17 protein-coding genes are annotated in these 19,064 nt (G+C 69.5%); 6 read left to right on the forward strand and 11 right to left on the reverse strand.

What is annotated here, in order from left to right:
- Window positions 1–42: 42 nt before the first annotated feature.
- Genes VFU06_12165 through VFU06_12175 form a run of 3 tightly spaced genes read left to right on the forward strand, consistent with a single transcriptional unit; the run spans window position 43 to window position 2,257 of the window.
- Complete coding sequence (locus tag VFU06_12165; protein HEU5210139.1) at window positions 43–678, forward strand: plastocyanin/azurin family copper-binding protein; 636 nt, start codon at window positions 43–45, stop codon at window positions 676–678.
- The gene (locus VFU06_12170; GenBank protein ID HEU5210140.1) at window positions 678–1,790 is read left to right on the forward strand and encodes a plastocyanin/azurin family copper-binding protein; all 1,113 of its coding nucleotides are present in this window, start codon (window positions 678–680) and stop codon (window positions 1,788–1,790) included. Before VFU06_12165 ends, VFU06_12170 begins: the two co-directional genes overlap by 1 nt.
- Window positions 1,787–2,257: a plastocyanin/azurin family copper-binding protein gene (locus VFU06_12175; protein ID HEU5210141.1), complete on the forward strand. Its 471-nt coding sequence runs from the start codon at window positions 1,787–1,789 to the stop codon at window positions 2,255–2,257. Before VFU06_12170 ends, VFU06_12175 begins: the two co-directional genes overlap by 4 nt.
- A 121-nt stretch (window positions 2,258–2,378) precedes the next feature.
- Here the strand turns inward: VFU06_12175 and VFU06_12180 are convergent, their stop codons facing one another.
- From VFU06_12180 to VFU06_12200, 5 genes are all read right to left on the reverse strand, one after another.
- The gene (locus VFU06_12180; GenBank protein HEU5210142.1) at window positions 2,379–2,897 is read right to left on the reverse strand and encodes a DinB family protein; all 519 of its coding nucleotides are present in this window, start codon (window positions 2,895–2,897) and stop codon (window positions 2,379–2,381) included.
- Between the two features lie 10 nt (window positions 2,898–2,907).
- On the reverse strand, window positions 2,908–3,291 hold the full coding sequence (locus VFU06_12185; protein HEU5210143.1) for a hypothetical protein: 384 nt from the start codon (window positions 3,289–3,291) through the stop codon (window positions 2,908–2,910).
- Between the two features lie 116 nt (window positions 3,292–3,407).
- Window positions 3,408–3,680, reverse strand: a complete 273-nt coding sequence (locus VFU06_12190) for a DUF2277 domain-containing protein (protein ID HEU5210144.1) — start codon at window positions 3,678–3,680, stop codon at window positions 3,408–3,410.
- Window positions 3,681–3,682: 2 nt separating this feature from the next.
- A complete protein-coding gene (locus VFU06_12195; GenBank protein ID HEU5210145.1) occupies window positions 3,683–4,066 on the reverse strand; it encodes a hypothetical protein in 384 nt (127 codons plus the stop codon).
- A 74-nt stretch (window positions 4,067–4,140) separates the two neighbouring features.
- Window positions 4,141–4,737 (reverse strand): GNAT family protein, encoded by a 597-nt coding sequence (locus tag VFU06_12200; protein ID HEU5210146.1) that lies wholly within the window; start codon window positions 4,735–4,737, stop codon window positions 4,141–4,143.
- A gap of 137 nt (window positions 4,738–4,874) precedes the next feature.
- Between VFU06_12200 and VFU06_12205 the strand changes: the two genes are divergently transcribed.
- Window positions 4,875–5,819, forward strand: a complete 945-nt coding sequence (locus VFU06_12205) for a hypothetical protein (GenBank protein HEU5210147.1) — start codon at window positions 4,875–4,877, stop codon at window positions 5,817–5,819.
- 63 nt (window positions 5,820–5,882) lie between these two features.
- On the opposite strand, the gene VFU06_12210 is transcribed toward VFU06_12205, so the two are convergent.
- Entirely contained in the window at window positions 5,883–7,562 is a 1,680-nt protein-coding gene (locus VFU06_12210) for an O-antigen ligase family protein (GenBank protein HEU5210148.1), read from the reverse strand.
- A 266-nt stretch (window positions 7,563–7,828) separates the two neighbouring features.
- Between VFU06_12210 and VFU06_12215 the strand changes: the two genes are divergently transcribed.
- Window positions 7,829–10,528 (forward strand): GAF domain-containing protein, encoded by a 2,700-nt coding sequence (locus tag VFU06_12215; GenBank protein ID HEU5210149.1) that lies wholly within the window; start codon window positions 7,829–7,831, stop codon window positions 10,526–10,528.
- 244 nt (window positions 10,529–10,772) lie between these two features.
- Window positions 10,773–12,149 carry an FAD-binding oxidoreductase gene (locus tag VFU06_12220; protein HEU5210150.1) on the forward strand — a complete coding sequence of 459 codons (1,377 nt, stop codon included), beginning with the start codon at window positions 10,773–10,775 and terminating at the stop codon, window positions 12,147–12,149.
- A 75-nt stretch (window positions 12,150–12,224) separates the two neighbouring features.
- Here the strand turns inward: VFU06_12220 and VFU06_12225 are convergent, their stop codons facing one another.
- The 5 genes from VFU06_12225 to VFU06_12245 all read right to left on the reverse strand — a co-directional run bounded on the left by VFU06_12225 (window position 12,225) and on the right by VFU06_12245 (window position 19,034).
- A complete protein-coding gene (locus tag VFU06_12225; protein HEU5210151.1) occupies window positions 12,225–13,109 on the reverse strand; it encodes a c-type cytochrome in 885 nt (294 codons plus the stop codon).
- Between the two features lie 659 nt (window positions 13,110–13,768).
- The gene (locus VFU06_12230; protein HEU5210152.1) at window positions 13,769–14,647 is read right to left on the reverse strand and encodes a c-type cytochrome; all 879 of its coding nucleotides are present in this window, start codon (window positions 14,645–14,647) and stop codon (window positions 13,769–13,771) included.
- A gap of 79 nt (window positions 14,648–14,726) precedes the next feature.
- Window positions 14,727–16,289 carry an amidase family protein gene (locus VFU06_12235; protein HEU5210153.1) on the reverse strand — a complete coding sequence of 521 codons (1,563 nt, stop codon included), beginning with the start codon at window positions 16,287–16,289 and terminating at the stop codon, window positions 14,727–14,729.
- Window position 16,290: 1 nt separating this feature from the next.
- Window positions 16,291–16,521: a hypothetical protein gene (locus VFU06_12240; GenBank protein HEU5210154.1), complete on the reverse strand. Its 231-nt coding sequence runs from the start codon at window positions 16,519–16,521 to the stop codon at window positions 16,291–16,293.
- 68 nt (window positions 16,522–16,589) lie between these two features.
- Window positions 16,590–19,034 (reverse strand): choice-of-anchor B family protein, encoded by a 2,445-nt coding sequence (locus VFU06_12245; protein ID HEU5210155.1) that lies wholly within the window; start codon window positions 19,032–19,034, stop codon window positions 16,590–16,592.
- Window positions 19,035–19,064 lie beyond the last annotated feature (30 nt).

The raw sequence follows: 19,064 nt of genomic DNA on the forward strand, positions 1-19,064 counted from the left end.
ACGAACAAACGTCGCCATGTGGCCCCGTACCTGGAGGAACCTATGCAGCGAAGGTATGCCTGGATGCTGGCCGGAGTAGCACTGTTGGCGGGGGTAGCGAGTTGCAGTGACGGAGGTGGTGGTGGCACGACGGAGCCGCAGACGGGGACGGTCAGCGGGTCGGTGGAGGCTGCGGGGACGGGGGTCCCGGGCGCTACGCTGACGCTGGTACGGGCGCAGAGCACGCGGACGGCGACGTCGTCGGGGACGGGTGCCTTTTCGTTTGCGAGTGTGGCGACGGGTTCGTGGACGCTGGGCATCGACCCGCCGGAAGGGTTCGTGCTGGCGCCCAACCAGGACGAGACGGTTGCGGTGACCGTGAATGCGAACCAGACGACGACGGTCGAGTTTGCGCTGGAGGAGGAGGAACCGGGCGACGAGCCGGTCCTGATCACGCTGCAGGGCACGAGCTTCTCGCCGAGCGACGTGACGATCAGCGTGGGTGAGACGGTGCGCTGGGAGAACCGTGACGGGGCTACGCACACGGTCACGCCGGACGGACACAGCGCATGGGCGGAGGCAGTGCTCGACGCGAACGGTGAGGCATTCGAGCACACGTTCAACACGGCGGGCACATACAACTACTACTGCAACCCGCACCGCACGCAGGGCATGACGGGCGTGATCCGGGTGCAGTGATGCGCGCGTCGCTGGTGGTGACGGCGACCATGCTCGCGACGCTGCTTGCGGCGTCCGCGGTGTCGGCGCGTGCGCAGTCGCTGCTGGAGCGCTCGCCGAACCTGGGCGGCACGTGGTCGGGCGAGTCGGGCACGCTGCATTTCCATTTCATGCACCGCTTCGAGGCGACGGATCCGCCTGCGCGGAAGGTGCTCAACTCGCCGACGTTCCTGCTGGCGGCGACGCTGCCGCACAACCTGCTGGCTGGCGCGCGCTACGCTACCAACTCGCTGGTGCGCACGGGCTATCCGAACGAATGGGAGTTCTTCGGCCGCTGGCACATGCTGACACAGGAGAGCGGCGTACCGCTGGATGCATCGATTCACGGTGGCTGGAACCAGGCCGCGTCCAGCGCCGACGCGGAGCTGACGCTTGCGCGTCGGCTCGGTCGGCTGCGTGTCCTTGGTGCCGGCCGCGTGCTGTCGGACGCGTATCACTCGGGAGAGACGCGGTTTGCCGCGGGTGGTGGAGCCACGCTCAAGGTACTCGACTGGCTCGCGCTGGCGGGCGACGCGATGACGCTGCTCGACCGTGCGGACGAGGAGGACGTCGCCTGGAGTGCAGGGGTACAGCTGCAGATTCCGATGTCGCCGCACACGCTGTCGCTGCATGCGTCGAATGCGAACACGACGACGCTGCAGGGCACGTCGCGTGGGGTCGGCGAGGTGATGTACGGGTTCGAGTTCACGATCCCGCTGACGCTGAGCCGCTATTTCGGCCGGCGCACGCAGTCGGCCGAGTCGGCCGCACCGGCTCCGCCCGCAGCAGTGGAAGTGGACATGACCAACCGGCTGCTGTTCTCGCCGGACACGGTGCGGATCCGGAGTGGCGAGACGGTGCTGTGGCGGAACTCGTCGATGCTGCCGCACACGGTGACCGCGGACCGCTCCAGGGCGGCGTCAGCAGACAACGTCGTGTTGCCGGCAGGCGCGGAGCCCTTCGATTCGGGCAACATCGATCCGGGCCGCTCGTGGTCGTACACGTTCACCGTGCCCGGCACGTACCAGTACGTGTGCCTGCCGCATGAGCTGGCCGGCATGATCGGCGTCGTGGTCGTGGAGGGCGGCTCATGAGCATGCATGCCAGGGCCGGTTCGTTCTTCGCCTTGCGTGTGCCTGCATCCTCACTGCACGCGCGCGCCGCGAAGCGGCACTGCAGCATTGTGCTGGTCCTGTCGGTGCTGCTGGCTGCTGCGTGCTTCAGCAGTGACCCGGCGGGCAACGACGATGGGGATGCCGACGTCACGATCGACATGACGGCAGACCTCTTGTACTCGCCCGCTGCCGCAACGGCGCGGGTCGGGGAGACCGTTCGGTGGGTGAACCGGAGCAACATCCCGCACACGGTCACTGCGGACCCCGATCTCGCTGCCAACCCGCAAAGCGTGATGCTGCCTGCGGGTGCCGCGCCGTTCGACAGCGGGCTGATCGACGCAGGAGGATCGTACACGCGCACGTTCACGGTGCCGGGCACGTACCGCTACTTCTGTCGCCCGCACGAGGGTGCGGCCATGATCGGGACGATCGTGGTGAGCGAGTGAACGGAAGACGGCCGTGTGCCGCCGAGGCAGTTGCCAGGAGGTAAGACGCGGAGCCGTACCTGAAGCGCCGAAGCGGCACCTGCGATCTGCCGTCCGCACAGTGCGGGCGGCAGATCGTGCTTCAGGGGGTGAGCTCTGCGGCGTGCTCGCGGTACCAGCGTGTCATGTCGGTGGCGACCGTGGGCGCACCGAGCTGGCGCAGCATCGTCGTGACCTGGCCGCGGTGGTAGGTCGAGTGGTTGACGACGTGCAGCAGCAATTCCCAGAGCGCACTGCGGTGCTCACTGCCATCGAGCCGTCTGTACTCCACGGTGCGCTGCATGGCGGCATCGTCGAGCGGTGCCAGGAACGCCTGGCGCTCGCGCATGACGTCCTCCCAGCGCTGCCGGACATCGGCGTGCGTCTCCACTCGCCAGTCGGGCGGGCCCGCCGGCGACTCGACGGTCCAGCGGCGAAGCCAGATCCAGTCGGACTCGGCGATGTGAACCAGGGTGTCGCGAACGGAGGGGAAGCTGCTGTGCAGGTCGCGCGTGAGCTGTTCGTGCTGCAGGGCGGCGGTGGCGTCCAGGATGGCGCCGTTCGCCCAGTCGGTGTAGGTGAACAGCCGTTTCAGTCCGGCTGCGCCGATGATGCCGCCCATGCGTCCTCGCTCACTTGCGTGCCGCGTAGATGCGACCTCCCCCGTCGAGGAACCGGCTGAGCGCCTGCACCTCGGCGGGCGAGAGCGGCGCGCCGTGCACGTGATCGGCGCGCCAGACCCAGATCTGATCGTATCCGTTGAGGTCGGCGTGGTCAAAGCGGAAGTTGCCGATGTCGGCATGGTCGGACATGCGGTGTGCCGTGGTCACGTCGAACTGGAGATAGGACCAGCGGTCGCCGCTGATGCCGAGCGCGCGGCCGAGCGGGGCATCGGCGAGGTCGCAGAAGCTGGTGTGACCGTCGGTGACCACGAGCACGCGCAGTCGGGCCGCGAACACGCGGCTGACGGCGAAATGAATTCTCGGGTCGATCCGTACTGATGTCCCGTAGATCATCGCTACGTCCTGAAGTCGAGTCGGTGCCTCCATACCGGGGAATGATCGCCGAACCTGCAGCGGCCGGCATGGGCAGAATCGACCCATTTTTCGCGGGGCTGGCGCCCTCGCTCAGCTCATGCCGCGCCGTACCGCTTTGCCGCGCGCTCCCGTGCACGCATTGCTTCCACCTCGCGGTCCTTCGGCGGCGCGTTCGTGACGAGCGAGTCGAGCAGGCGGCGCGTGGCCGCCGCGACCTCGTCGACGGCCCGGTCGAACGCGTCCTGGTTAGCCTGTGACGGCTTCGTGTAGCCGCTGATCTTGCGCACGTACTGCAGTGCGGATGCGCGGACCTCGCTGTCGGTCGCTTCGGGCTCAAAGTTGAAAAGCGGTCGAATGTTTCTGCACATGCTCAGTGTTCCTGCACAGTCGGTTGGTGCGGTGGAGTGGACGGCGGCGGAACGTGTGGCTGGTCCGGGCTCCGGGGGATGCCGACGTCCTCGCCGGGATACGGGCTGCCCTTCGGCCGTGTTGCCACGGCCCCGCCGCTCCAGGCGCAGAAGAAGCCCTTGCCCTCCTCTGCCTTGGCGAAACGCGCGGGCGAGACCGTGCACTGGCTGCGATCCACCGCGATCAGGTACGCGGGCTCCACTTTCCGCATCACGGTCTTCCAGCCGACCGTGCTGCCGCTTTCGCCATTGCCGTGCGCCCAGCCGCACCCGGCGGCGACGAGGGCGAGAAGCAGGACGGGAGCAGCGCGTATGCAGCGCGTCTTGAGTCTCGGCGTGGATTGCATGGCTGGTCTCCGGCCGGTCGGGCGGAAGGGACGTCGCATTCCAATCAGGCGCAACCGGCCGTGCAACGCAAGCCTCAGCGGGACGGCGGCATGGCGAGGCGGCGCTCCAGCATGGCCTTCACATCGGGCCACTCGCGGGCGAGGATGCTGAAGTAGATGGTGTCACGCACGCGGCCGGTCGCGGTGATCACGTGGTCGCGCAGCACACCTTCCTCACGCGCGCCGATCCGCTGCAGCGCGTTGCGCGACGCCTGGTTGAGCACGTCGGTCTTGAACTCGACGCGGATGCATCCCTCCACCTCGAAGGCGTGGCGCAGCATCAGGTACTTTGCCTCGGTGTTCACTGCGGTGCGCTGCCACGGCCGGGCCACCCACGTCCAGCCGATCTCGACGCGCCGGAAAGGGCGTGCGATCGCGGCGAAGCGGGTCGAGCCGACAACGCGGCCGCTGGCCAGCTCGATGGTAGCGAAGGGGATGGCGCTGCCGGACTCCTGCGCGCGCAGGGCGACCTGGACGTAGCGCTCCATTTCCCCGGCGTCGTCGACCAGCGACGTGGTCCAGCGCCAGAGCTCCGGGTCCAGTCCGACGGCGCACAGCCCCGGCACGTGCTCGAGCGTGAGCGGCTCCAGGCGGACGGTGGATCCCGTCAGTGTCGGGGCGGCATCGAACATGGTGCAGCTCGAGTTGATCGGTTCGTCGAATCGAGCGCTCGCGGCCTGCAACTGACCCTGCTGCGAGCCCGCGATCGACGCAACGCATGGAACTTGCGCCTGCGGTCCGGTCCAACAATAACGCGGGCAGGTGGCGCATGCGCAGTGGTACAGGCTGGATCGTAATGGGGGCAGCGGGCGTGGTGCTGGCGGCGACGGGCGCCGTCATGCTGGATGGAGCGGACAAGAGGGTTGATCTCGCGGCGGCCGGAGCGGATCGCATGGCGGCGGAAGCGCAGGCGCCCACCGGATTCGACCAGGACGTCTGCCGGGTCGTGGAGACGGCTGTGCTCCCCGGCGACGTCGCCGAGACCAGCGGACTGGCGCGCGGCATCCGGCGCCCCGACGTCTTCTGGACACACAACGATTCCGGCAACGAGGCGGAGATCTTCGGCGTCGACGCGTCGGGCGCGCTGGTCGCCCGCGTGCGCATCGAGGGGGCCTCGATCGTCGACTGGGAGGACATCGAGGCGGCGCCGTGCGACCAGGGAAGCTGCCTGTACATCGCCGACACGGGCGACAACGACGCGGATCGCGAGTCGGTGCTCGTCTACGTGGTGCCGGAGCCCGACGCTGGCGCGACTTCGGTCGCGGCAAACGCGTGGCAGGCGCGGTACCCCGATCGGCCCGCGGACGCCGAGTCGCTGTTCATCGTGAACGGCGAGCTGTACCTCGTAACCAAGGGACGACACGGCCCGGTCCGGCTGTACCGCCTGCCCCGCGACGGCGGGCAGCCCGCAACGCTGCAGCTCGTCGCGGAGCTCGGGCCACAGCCATCCGCCGGTGAGCGCATCGGCGCCGCGACCGCCTCGCCTGATGGCCGCTGGATCGTGATGCGGACGCCGTCGCTGCTGCGGTTCTATCCGGCGGAGCGGCTGCTCGCGGGCGACACAGGCGGCGCGATCACCTGGGATGCGAGCTCGCTCGGCCACCCGCAGGGCGAGGCGGTAGCAATCGACGACGCGGGCAATGTCTGGCTGACGAGCGAGGCGGAGCAGAATGGCAGGCCGGCGTTCGCGCACCTGTCATGCTCGCTGCCGTAGCGCCCCTGAGCGACGCTCGCTGGTTCGGGCGCAACGTGACCGGCGCGACGCGCAGCGTGCCGGTTACTCGCAGTTGCGGCTGAGGCGGCGGGCCTCGGCGGCGTTCGGGTAGAGCGCGTGCGCTGCGTGTGCGTGGCCGCAGCGCGCCTCGCGTCCCAGGCCGCTGCCGCCGCGCGCGAGCTGGACACGGATGCGGAAGTTGCCGGGATCGACGAGCGCCGCTGCGCGCAGCGCGGTGGCGTCGTTGGTCTCCTGGTGGATGCCCATGGCGACCAGCTGCGCCGCACTCCGCAGCGAAGCGACCAGCACGAGCAGGGCGAGCACGCCGAATGCGACGCTGCGCGCGCGTGCACCGGGGTGCACTCTCGAGTCGGGCGGCTCGTAGAGTGCGCCGGCAGCGGTGAACACCAGGAGCGCGGGCAGCGCGAGCAGCAGCACGGCGTCGAACATACCCGCGACCGCGGTCGCCAGCAGCAGTGCGAGCAGTGCCGCGGCGCGCAGCGCATCGGCCGGCTCGCTCGTGTTGAACAGCTGCTGCATGCCGCGCACGGCCATCGCAATGAACGCGAGGGCGAGCAGCAGCGTGGCGGCAACGCCGCGCTCGGCGAGGAATGCGACCCAGTCGCTGCTCGGCCACGGGTTGGCGGTCATGCCGGGCGTCCGTCCGGACATCGACGGGTCGCCGCCCGCCGCGTAGTCGGCGTAGTGCACGGCCCAGTTGCCCGGTCCGACGCCGAGCAGTGCGTTGTCGGCGGCCATGTCGAGCGAGCGCCGGTACTGCACGAGCCGCCCTGCGCCGCTGCCCTCCTCGTAGTTGGTCACGTCGCGCATCGAGTCGAGGTACGGATTCGCGCTCGCCCACTCCAGGGTGTTCGGTACGAGCAGTGCCGCGACGACCGCTGCGGCGCCGATCGCGACGATGCCGAGCGTGCGTCGCCACACGCGTCCGTCGCGCCGGAGCGCGGGTGCAAGGACGAGTGCGAGCAGCAGCACGAGCAGCGCGCCGGCGGCGGCCAGCCATGCGGCGCGGGAGCGGGTGAGGAACAGTGTCCCGATGACGACCGCGCTGCCGAGCGCGCCAGCCAGCCAGCCGCCGGCGTTGCGCGCCGACACCGTGACGAGCAGCACGACCGGCAGCCCGAACGCGGCCATGTGCGCAACGAAGTTGCGGTTGCCGAACGTACCGCCGGGAGCACGATTGATCGAGAAGAAATCGGTTTCGACGCCGTAGGTCTGCATCAGCGACGTGATGCAGCCGATCACGACCGCGACGGCAATGGCAGCGAGCAGGCGCGGCCGCAGTCCCGCCGCGCTCACCGCACGTGCGACGAGGAACACCGCAATCGCCGATGCGGTAATCGCCACCCCGCGCAGCGCGTTCCAGTGGTTGACCGCCAGCACGCTACCGGCGACGCCGATTGCCAGGTGCAGCGCGAGGAGCACGTCGACCCAGCCGAACCGCGGCGTCCGCAGAGTCCTGCGAACCTGGATCAGGCCAGCCAGCGCGGTCAGGTGAAGGACCAGCTCCTTGGGGATGAAGAAACGGTCCAGCTCGTACGTCTTCCATGTGACGGCGGCCAGGACCACGAAGATGGCGCCGACCTGGAGAATACGGAGCGCGCGGCGCTCGGCAGAGGTTGCACCGGCAACCTCCACCTCGAGCGGTGGTGTCGCGGCGGGCGCCGCACCGGCTGACTCAGGCAGCGGCACGGCTGCGTCGAAGCTGCGGGCTGGTTCGTTCAACGGTTTCCGGTTACGGGCAACATGTGTTCTCGACCGAAGGGCCCGACTGCACGAGCGGTGCCGCGGAGCGGACGCGCCGCGCGGGGGCGCGCCGAACTCCGAATCATCACTCCTGCGGCCGGGAGCCGGCGCGCTGGACTCCGTACTGTCACCCCTGCCGCCGGGAGCGGGCGCGCCGCACTCCGAATCATCACTCTTGCCGCTGGCGAGGCGCCACGCAAACGTGGACACGCCCGTCCCTTTCCTGCTTGCAGTATGGTGACCCCATGATCGCCTCCACCACCTCCTCCATCCCGTCCGCGGATCCCCACGCCCGCCACGCCGACGAGATCCTCAGCGCTGTCGTGTTCGGTGCGCAGGACTTCCTGAACCACGATGACTGGGAGCCGGTGCTGGATCCCTGGCTCGAGCGCCTCGGCCGCGCGACCGGGTCGCACCGCGTGCGCGTGTTCCGGAACCTGGAGCCGGAGCCGGACAGTGGCCTGCGTACCGGCATCCTCGCGGAGTGGCGCGCGCCCGAGGTCGTCGGACTGGTCGATGCGCCGCTCGAAGAGCTGACGTACAGCCAGTGCGGCTGCGACCGCTGGCCGGCCGTGCTCGCGGGGGGCGAGCAGATCGTCGGCAGCACGGGTGACTTCGCGGATTGCGAGCGGGCGTTCCTGCGTGCACAGGGGATCGAGTCGGTCGCGATCGTGCCCGTGTTCGTGCGAGCGGAGTGGTGGGGCTTCATGGCGTTCGGCGACTGCGTCTCGCCACGCGAGTGGAGCGAGCCCGTGCTGCAGGCGCTGTCCGCGGCCGCCGGCATCCTGGGCGCAACGCTCGCGCGGCGTGACATGGAGCACCGGATCAGCGCGTCACTCGCGCGCGAACAGCTCGCCGCCGAGATCGGTGCACTGCTGACCGACGAGCCCCGCACGCTCGACGAGAGCCTGCACCGCTGCGCACGCACACTGGTCAAGCATCTCCACGCCGACGCCGTGCGTATCTGGCACATCGACGATGGCGGCCAGCTGCTGCGCTCGAGTCCCGCCGCGGGCCGGGTGCAGCGCATCCTGCCCGTGCAGGCACTGCAGGTGGGGGATTATGCGATCGGCAGGATCGCGGCGACCGCAGAGCCCGAGGTGTGGACCGACGGCATCCCGGAGCTGTGGCCGGGCAGCCTGGCGGCCGCGGAGGAGGACGGGCTGCGCGGCGGCGCGGGCCATCCGCTGAAGAAGGACGGCAAGGTCGTCGGCGTCGTGACCATGCTGCTGCGCGAGCCGCCGACGGAAGCACAGCTCGACTCGCTCGCCTCGATCACCGACGAGCTGGCGCTCGCGATCGAGCACAGCCGCGCGCAGAGCGCACACCGCCGCAGCGAGGAACGCTACCGCCAGCTGGTCGAGGCGACGGTCGAGGGCATCGTGATGCACGACAGGTCGGGCATCATCGACGTGAACCCCAGCACCACGACGCTGACCGGCTACACGGCGGAAGAGCTGATCGGCACACCGGCGGTCGACTACATCTCGCCCGCGTACCGCGACCTCGTGAGCCACTACGTCGCGACCAACTACCAGGAGCCCTACGAAGCGGAGATCGTGCACCGCAGCGGCCGCATCTTCCCCGTTGAGATCAAGGGCAGCGAGTTCGTGCGTGACGGTCGCCGCGTGCGCGTCGCTGCGATCCGCGACATCACCGAGCGCAGAAAGGCGGAGCGGACTGCGGCGCTGCTGCTCGAGGAGCGGACCGCGCGGGAAACGGAGGAGCGCACGCGCCGCCAGGCGGAGTTCCTGCTGGAAGCGACGCAGATCCTCTCGTCCTCCTTCGACACTTCCACCACGCTGCGCCAGCTCGCGCACCTGGCCGTGCGCTCGCTCGCGGACTTCTGCGTGGTCACACTGCGCGACGGCGACGAGTCGGAGCCGGCGGTCGTGGTGCACGGCGATCCGGCGAAGCAGGTGCTGCTCGAGCTGGCCGTGCAGCAGTGGCGCGAGCACTGGCAGGACCGCCACGCCTTCGAGCGGGTGCAGGCAGCGGGCGAGGCGTTCCTGATGCCGACCATCACGAGCACCGACCTCGACAACATGGCGCGTGATGCAGAGCACCGGCGCGTGCTCGGTGAGCTGGGCACACGCTCGCTGATGTCCGCGCCCATCAGCATCGGCGGCGAGCTGATCGGATCGATCATGCTCGCATCGAGCCAGCCCGACCGTGTGTATGCGACGGAAGACCTCGCGCTCGCGCAGGAGCTCAGCCGGCGCGCGGCCCTCGCCATCCAGGCCGCGCGCTCCTACAACCAGGCACTCGCCGCGACCCGCGCACGCGACGAGCTGCTCGGCATCGTCGCGCACGACCTGCGCAACCCACTGAACACGATCAGCATGGCGGCCAGCTTCGCCGTCGAGATGATCGAGGGCGAAGACGCGCGGCCGCTGCGACGCCAGCTCGACATCATCGACCGCACCGTCGAGCACATGAACCGACTGATCCAGGACCTGCTCGATGCGAGCAGGGTGCAGACCGGCCAGCTCGCGCTCGAGCGGATGCCGACCAGGCCGGAGTCGGTGATCCACGAGGCCATGGACATGCTCCAGCCGCTTGCAACGCACGCGGGTGTGCGCATGGAGGCGGATTGCGGCCCGGAGCTGCCCGCCGTGCTGCTCGACCGGCAGCGCATGGTGCAGGTACTCTCCAACCTGGTCGGGAACGCGCTGAAGTTCACGCCCGAAGGCGGGCGCATCGGCATCGGTGCGATCGTGCACGAGAGCACCGTGCGCTTCACCGTGAGCGACACCGGCAACGGCATCCCCGCCGACCAGCTCCCGCTCATCTTCGGCCGCTTCTACCAGGCGCGCTCCGACAAGCGCGGGCTCGGGCTAGGCCTGTCGATCGCCAAGGGCATCGTGGAGGCCCATGGCGGCGAGATCTGGGCGGAGTCGGTGGTCGGCCAGGGAAGCACGTTCGGGGTGGATCTGCCGGTCTAGGGTGAGGCGGGCCGGGGCCCGGGGCCCGGGGCCGGGGCCGGGGGCTGCCCGCTGGGAACGCGGCGCGCGGCGGGTTCGTTGCGTGCGCCGGCGTTCGGGACCCGGGAGCGCGGTCACCCGTTTCCACCCGCTGCCACCCCGGGCCCAGGCCCAGGGCCCCGGGCCCTGGCCCGCCTCACCATGTGTCGAGTTCCACGCACCTGACTCGTCTCTTCTCATCGGAAAGCAACGGAGGAGACACGAGATGAGCGACCTGGAAATCGGAGATGCAACGCGCGCGTTGCGCGACAGCGTGCTCGGGCAGGTGATTGCGCCGGGGGAGGATGGATACGACGTCGCACGTGCGGGCTACTTCGCGTCGATCGACCGGCGACCGGCGGCGATCGTGCGGCCGGCGGATGCGGGGGACGTGGCGCGCGTGGTGCTGCTCGCGCGCGAGATGGGGCTCGAGCTGGCGGTGCGCAGCGGCGGCCACAGCATGGCGGGGCACAGCAGCACGGGGGGCGGGATCCTGCTCGACCTGTCGCCACTGAACGCGATCGACATCGATGCGGCCGCGCGTACGGCGTGGGTCGGCGGAGGAGCCACAGCGGGTGCGATCACGACGGCTGCGGGTGCGCACGGGCTCGCGCTCGGACTCGGCGACACGGGCAGTGTCGGCGTTGGCGGAATCACGCTCGGTGGTGGCGTCGGCTTCCTGCACCGCAAGCTCGGCCTCACGCTCGACCAGCTCCTGGGCGCGGAGGTCGTGACCGCGGACGGCTCGCGCATCTACACGGACGCGTCCACCAGTCCCGACCTGTTCTGGGCGATCCGCGGCGGGGGCGGCAACTTCGGCGTCGTGACGCGGTTCCAGTTCCGGCTGGGCGAAGTCAGCGACGCGGTCGGCGGGCCGCTGATCCTGCCGGCGACACCCGCGACCATTGCCGGCTCGGTCCGCGCGGCGATCGATGCGCCGGAGGAGATGTCCGGCATGATCCTCGTCATGCGGGCACCGCCGATGCCGATGCTGCCCGCAGAGGTGCACGGCCGGCTCGTCGTGATGCTGATGCTCGTGTACGCCGGGGATGCGGACTCGGGACGTCGCGCATTCGAGCCGTTCCGCGCGCTGGCCACACCGCTCGCCGACATGACGCAGCCGATGAAGTACCCTGCGATCTACGAGGGCGGACACGGGCCGCACCCGGTCGCAACCGCGGTGCGCAACTTCTTCACCGACGACGTCGACCTGTCGGCCGCGGAGTTCATCCTGGAGCGGCTGCAGCAGTCCACGGCGCCAATGAGCGTCGTGCAGTTCCGCGTGCTGGGCGGCGCCGTCGCGCGCGTGCCCGCGGACGCGACGGCGTTCGCACACCGGGGACGTCGCATGATGGCCAATGCCGCCGCGGCGTTCGAGCGGCTGGAGGAACGTGCACAGCACCAGGCATGGGCGGAGGAGACCGCGGCACGGCTGCGCGGCGATCACCGCGGCGCCTACGTCGGCTTCATGGGTGCGGAGGGCGACGCGCGCGTGCGTGAGGCGTATCCCGGCGACACGTGGACTCGCCTGTCGCGCATCAAGAAGCGCTACGATCCGGACAACGTGTTCCGGATGAACCAGAACATCACGCCGGCGCAATGACAGAGGGCCCGGGCTGATCCGCCCGGGCCCTTTTGTCTGGTCATCGTGAAATCGAGTGCGCGGGCCGCTCGCGACTCACTCGACTGGCGTCCACTCGACCGGCTCGAGCGACGTCAGGTATGCCCAGATCGCGCGCATCTCCGTGTCCGTCGCGTGCGAGAACGCGGTCCACGGCATGTACATCGGGTTCAGGTGCCTGCCCTCCGGTGTGACACCGGTCTTCAGCGTGTGTGCAAACTGCTCGTACGTCCAGTTCTTCAGGTTGCCGGCCGGCGTCAGGTTCGCTCCGGGTGGCGCACCAGGCGCCTCGGCAGGCGCGCCGGCGAGCTGCGCGCCGTGGCAGCCGATGCAGAGACGCGTCAGGTAATAGCCGTACTCCGCAGTCGGCTCCTTTGCAGGCGCCTCGAGATGGCGCGCGTCCGGCAGCATGCGATCCCGGGATGGATGGAGCTTGCCGAGTGCCACGAGACCCCGACCGACCGGGCCGAACTCGCGCTCCGGCAGTGAATCGGGGATCGCCGGCAGCGTCTGCAGGTACGCGACCAGGTCAGCGATCTCCCGGTCACTCAGGTACACGTACTCCTGCGACGGCATGATGAACAGCGCGCGGCCGTCCGCACCGATACCGTGCCGGATCGCGCGCTCCCACTGCTCCACTGTCAGTGCACCGCCCTCACGACCCGGCGTCAGGTTGGGTGCGGGCAGACGCGCCATCGGCATCTCGTCGATCAGCATCACGCCGGCCAGGTTGCCGCCGTGGCAGTCACGGCAGCCGAACGCGCCGGCAAGACGCTCACCTTCGGCTACGTCCGCCGCGGCAAGATCGAGCGCGTGCGCCTCGACCTCCGGCCGTGCGTTCAGGTGCATGCTGCTGACGGCGTAGCCGGTCCCTGCTGCCAGTCCGATCAGCAGCACCAGACCGCCGAGGGTAATGCCCGCTCGTCGCTTCCAGGTAGTCATCGGGGGATCTCCTGAATATCCACGGGAAACGCGCGGCCTGAACGGCCGCGCATCGGGGTTCACTTGCGATGTTGCATCTGGACGATGCGGACCCCCGGCTGCGTCGACGCGCCGTGGGTGCAATCAGAACGGGATTCCGGTGCGGCGGGTTGCACCGGCGGTCGAACGGTACAGGCGGAGGCGGAGGCGGCGGAAGGTTTTTGTGGCGGGGATTCGATTCGGATGGCACCGAATTGCGTCAGGGTGCGCGACTGCGTGGCTTCCGGGTTGACTGGCGGCGCGCTCGGGGCGTCGGGCTGGCCACGGCGTTCGGGATCGTACCTGACAGCGGCACTGGGGGCGCCCCCTCCCTGTCCGCACGCCCCTGCGCACCCGGCCCCGCGCCGGCCGGAAACGTCACAATTGAGGCGACCGCATCTGGCGCATGTAACGAACCCGGCGATATACGCCGGAAACGTCACAGAACGCCTGTCCTGCGACCCCGTTATGAAACGTTTCCGGCCTCAGGCGCCGGAAAGGTTACAGTCGCCTGGACGCACGGCAGCAAATGTGACGAAACCGGCGCCCGATGACGCCCTCCCGCCGCGAGTCGCCTCGGCGGCGTGAGTCAACCATCCGCCGGTCGCTCGTGTGCAGGTGCCCTGCGGGTCTCCCTGCCCTCACTCCTCCGTCGCCACCGGTTCCAGCGTCTTCAGGTATGCCCACATCGCCCGGAGCGCGGTGTCGTCCGACTGGCCGATGGATGGCCATGGCATGAACATCGGATCGAGGGACTTCCCCTCCGGCGTCACCCCGGTCCGCAGCGTCCGCTCGAAATCCTCGTACGTCCAGCGCGCGAGATTCCCGGCCGGGGTCAGGTTCGCGGCGAGCGGTGAGCCGGGCATGGGCATGGGCCCACCGGCGAGGTTGCGGCCGTGGCAGCCCGCGCAGAGGCGCGTCAGGTAGAAGCCGTACTCGGGTGTTGCCGCCCTGGCCGGTGCATCGAGGTGACGCGCGTCGGGTGGCATGAGGTCCGGTGCGAAGTCGATCATGCCGAGCCCCACCAGCGTGCGGCCGAGCGGGCCGAACCCGCGTGGCGGCAGTGTGTCGGGTACGGCGGGCACCGTTCGCAGGTAGGCGATCAGGTCAGCGACGTCGCGGTCGCTGAGCCAGACGTAATCGTTGGAGGGCAGGATGAAGAGCGCGCGCCCGTCCGCTCCGACGCCGTGCCGGATCGCGCGCTCCCACTGCTCGTCGGTGAGCGGGCCGCCCGCGCGTCCGGGCGTGAGGTTGGGCGCTGCGACGCGGCCCATCGGCGTCGCATCGACGAGCATCCGTCCTTCCAGCTTCCCGCCATGGCAGTCGATGCACCCGAACACCCGCACCAGCTCGGCGCCTGACGTTGCATCGCCGGTGGACGCGTCGAATGCGTGGGTGTCGACCTCCGGTACATCATCGATGCGTGCGGTCCCGATCGCGAACGCCGCACTGCCGGCGGCGAGGACGAGTGCGAGCAGAACGAGCACGCCAACGCCGATACGGCGCAGCCATTCCCGCATTGAGTTCCTCCTCTCGAGCCGGACCTGAATTGGATCCGGTACCTGCTGAGACGATCCGGAGAAACGCGGTGGAACAGCGTCAGTCGTGCATCAATGGCGGTGTTGTGACGGGTGGCCGGCGATGTCGTGTGGCCTGCTCGAATGCGTACGCGAGTGCAATCAGCCGCGGCTCGCTCCACCGGTCGCCCAGGAGCTGAAGGCCGACGGGCAGCATGCCGTCGCGCACCCATCCCATCGGCACGCTGACGGCCGGCACCCCTGCCGCGGGCACCGGCGTCTGGCTGTTGTCGCCGGCGGGAGTGGAAAGGTCGCCGACAAGGCGCGGCGGGTTGCTCCACGTCGGGTACGCGATCGCATCGAGCTGGTGCTGCTCGAGCACCTGCTTCAATGCGACGTACCACGCCTCGTGCGTCTCGCGTGCCCGCCGGCAGCGCTCCGGGTCGCCTGCAGTCGTGTCGCTCAGCGAATTGCGCATGCGCTGCTCGATCGACGGATGGTACTTCCCGGACTCGAGGATCTGCTCGAGCGTGCGGTACGGCGCAGCGTCGCCACGCGTGGCGAGGTAGTTCTCGAGGTCGCGCCGAAAGCCGGAGCAGAGCACCGGTCGGATGGAGTCCATGAAGGCCAGCTCGACGGGATCCACGATCACGGCACCCGCGGCGCGCATGGCGTCCAGTGCCTCGTCGAAGCGCTGCAGCACTTCCGGATCCGCGCCGCGGCGGTTTGCGATGCGTCGCGCGACGCCGATACGTGCGCCGCGCAGCGCATCCGGATCGAGAAACGAAGTGTAGGTTTCCGGGATGTGAGCCGCCGCTTCCGCGGTGGCGGGATCGCGCGGTTCGCTGCCGGCGAGCACGTCGAGCAGCAGTGCGGCATCCGCGACGCTGCGCGCCATCGGTCCGCCGACGTCGCGCTCGAGGAAGAGCGGCACGATGCCGGCGCGGCTCGTCAGCCCGATCGTCGGACGGATCCCGAACAGTGCGGTATGCGACGACGGCCCGCGGATCGAGTTGCCGGTGTCGGTCCCGAGGCCTGCCGCGCCGAAGCTCGCGGCGACGGCGGCCGCAGTGCCGCCGCTGGAGCCGGCGGGCACGCGGTTCAGTGCATACGGATTGAACGTGTATCCCGGCAACGCCGAGCCGATCGTCTCCAGCGGACTGAACGCGAACTCCGCCATGTTCGACTTGGCGAGCACGATCGCACCGGCAGCGCGCAGTTTCGCGACCATGGTCGCGTCCTGCGGCGGGATCGAATCCGCGAGCGAGGCAGAGCCGGCCGTCGTCGGCAGATCGTACGTGTCGTAGTTGTCCTTGACGATGATAGGGATGCCGTGCAGCGGCCCGACGAACTCGCCCGTGCGTGCGAAGGTCGCGTCGAGCGAGTCGGCGACCTCGCGTGCGCGCGGATGGATCACGATGATCGAGTTGAGCGAAGGGCCGCGCTGGTCGTACGCGTCGATCCTGGCCAGGTAGGCATCGACGATCTGGCGCGCGGTGACGTCGCCTGCGCGCATGGCGTCATGCAGCTGGGCGATGCTCTTCTCGTGCACCTCGAAATGCTGTGCGTGCACGGCGGCTCCCTGGAACGTGGCGGCAGTTACTGTGAGTGCGGCGATGATCGCGCGTCGTGGCAGTGTGCGCATGTCAGAGCCGCTCCCACTTCGAAGACGTCGGCAGCTTGTCGAGCGCCTCGGGTCGCGCGTACAGCTGCGTCAGGCCGCAGTGGCCGCAGATGATGACATGGAACTTCTCCGACATCGCCCATCCTCCGAGTCCGGGAAGGTAGTTCGGCGCGTGGCCACCGCCGGCGCTGACCGGCTTGACGCTCCGGAACATCTCGTTGCTGCCACAGTTCATGCATGCGACGCCGGCCATGGTCCTGTCCTCGTGGTGTCGGGTTGTCGAACGTCCGGTTCAATCCTGGTCGTTGCATCGCACCCGCTTCAGCTGACCGGCTGAGACGACTCCACGACGCGCACGATGAACAGCCCCTCACGCACGCTGGTGAAGATGACCACGCCGCTCTCGAAGAACGGGTAGTTGCTCCAGGCGCCGCTCTGTGCGGCGCTGTGACCGGGGCCGTTGTCGTTGTACGGCGCGCTGTCGAAGAAGCCGATCTCGCGCGGATTCGTGCGGTCACTGATGTCGAGCACGCGCAGCCCGCTGCCATAGTTCGACTCGTAGACGCGGTCGCCCTTGACGAACAGGTTGTGATCGGATGAGCGCACCGGCCCGATGTACTCGTGCGCCACGATGGGATCGTCGAGCCGGGACAGGTCCCAGACGATGGTGCGCGTGCCGGCGACGGTGCCGGCCAGCTCGTCGAGCTCGTCGTTCATGTAGAAGTAGCGCTGCTCGTCGTCGAACCACCCCTGGTGCGCGTACGCGACGTTGGGGTAGCTGTTGCGGCCGACCGTGACCGGCTTCTCCTTCTCGGTGACGTCGGCGATGTTGATCTCCGCCTCGTTCGAGCCGATGCAGATCTCACGGCCATGGTAGCGGGTGTCGGGGCCGCGGTACGTGACGCACTGCGCGTCGTGCGTGTAGCCGCGGCTGTTCGCGCCCGCGCGGTCGTTGTAGCAACCGGCGAACACGGGATTCTTCGGGTTGCGGGCGTCGACCATGTGCAGGCCGCCGCCGCACGTCTGCCCGCCGCTGTTCGCACCGACCACGTAAAGGAAGCCGGACGCGGTATCGGCCACGACGTTGTGCGCGCTGTACACCTCGTGGTACGTGGTGTCCGGCGTGAACATCGCGGGCTCGCCGGTCACGCCGCGCAGGCGTGCCAGGTCGAACACCTGCATGCCGTGCGCGCCGGCACCGTCGGCAACGATGTACGCGTGGTTCTTCGAGACCTTGATGTCGCGCCAGACGGATGGTGGCGAGCCCTGCGTGCGCGGCAGGTCGCCGACCAGCCGCGGATTCGACGGATCCGTGACATCGACGAAGGACGTGCCGTCGCGGCGTGCGACGAGCGCGTAGTCCCGTCTCGTCTCCGGGTCGGTCCAGCCCCAGACGTCGTTGACCCACGCGCCGCGCGCGCCGCCCAACTCGTTGATCGGCATGTGCGCAACGAGCTGGATGTTGGTGCACGGGAACTCCTCCAGCGCGCCGTCCTCGCAGCGGGCGCCCGCCTCCAGCGTGCTGCCGATCCGGAAGATCTGGCCTTCCAGTACCTCGCCCGGATGCCAGTCGCCCCCCGACCGCCGAAGCGCCAGTGCGCGGCCCTCGCCGAAATCGCGCAGCGGCATGCCGACGACGGCACGATCGCCCGCGGACGCCAGTGCCAGGCCGAACGCGAACGGCCACGCGGTGCCGTCCGCCGAGTCGGCGTCGAGCCGCACAGCAGGCGCCCAGCCACTCGACGGCCCCGGTGCAAAGCGGTAGACCCGGCCGTTGTTCGCGTTCACGCCCGGTGCGCCGACCCAGAGCTCCCGCCCGGCCAGTGTCATTGCAGCGCCGAACATGCTGCGCACGGTATCCGGCGACTGCAGTGTGTGCACGTTGGACCAGCTGCCGCCCGCACCCTGCGCGAGCACGACGACTCTTCCGACGCCGGGCGCGCCGACGTATGCCGTGTCGCCGTGCAGGAGAACCGACGCGCCGATGCGCGCCCGCGGCGCGACGACACCTGCCGGCAGGCTCAGCGGCATCGGCTCGCTCCAGCTGCCGTCGGGCTGCTGCTCGATAAGGAACACGTGTCCGGCACCCGTACGCGCACCGGGCGCGCCCACCAGCAGGCGGTTGCCGTCCATGCTCAGCGTGGCGCCGAAGCCGGCGACGTCGCTCGCGATCGACGGACGCAGCGTCGCATGCAGCGTCCAGCTGCCGTCAGTGCCGCGCGTGAAGTGATGCACCGCGCCGCTGCCATTCGCGGCCGGCGCACCGACGAGCAGGTCGTCGCCAGTGAGAACGAGCGCACTCCCCCACTCCGCCGCCTCGTCGCCGGTCACGGGCGGCGTGAGGATGTCGACCTCGCGCCACCTGCCCTCCGCGCCGTCGCGCCGGAACACGTAGGCGACGCCGGCGCCGTCGTGCTTGCGCGGTGCACCGACGACCAGGGTGTTGCCCTCGATCGCGAGCGCTCGCCCGAAATCGTCCATGCGGGAGGAGTCCGACGCGGTGAGGCGCGCGCGCTCGACCCATTCGCCTGCCGGGCCGAGGCGGTACGCATACACGACGCCCGGGCCGTACCAGTTCACCGGCTGACCGATGAACAGCTCACTGTCCGTGAGCGCGATCGCCCGACCGAAATTCGGCTCCTGCGCATCGACAGGCATCGCGCCGGCCAGTGTCGCGGCGAGGAGCATGGTTGCGGGGGTGAGCCGGCGACGAATGCTCCGGAGCGGGCGCTCCGACGCGCGGAACGCCTCGATCGGTTGCTGCATCCTGCCTCCCGATGTCGTGTGTGATGCTGA

The sequence above is a fragment of the Longimicrobiales bacterium genome (assembly GCA_035764935.1).
GTDB lineage: Bacteria > Gemmatimonadota > Gemmatimonadetes > Longimicrobiales > RSA9 > DASTYK01.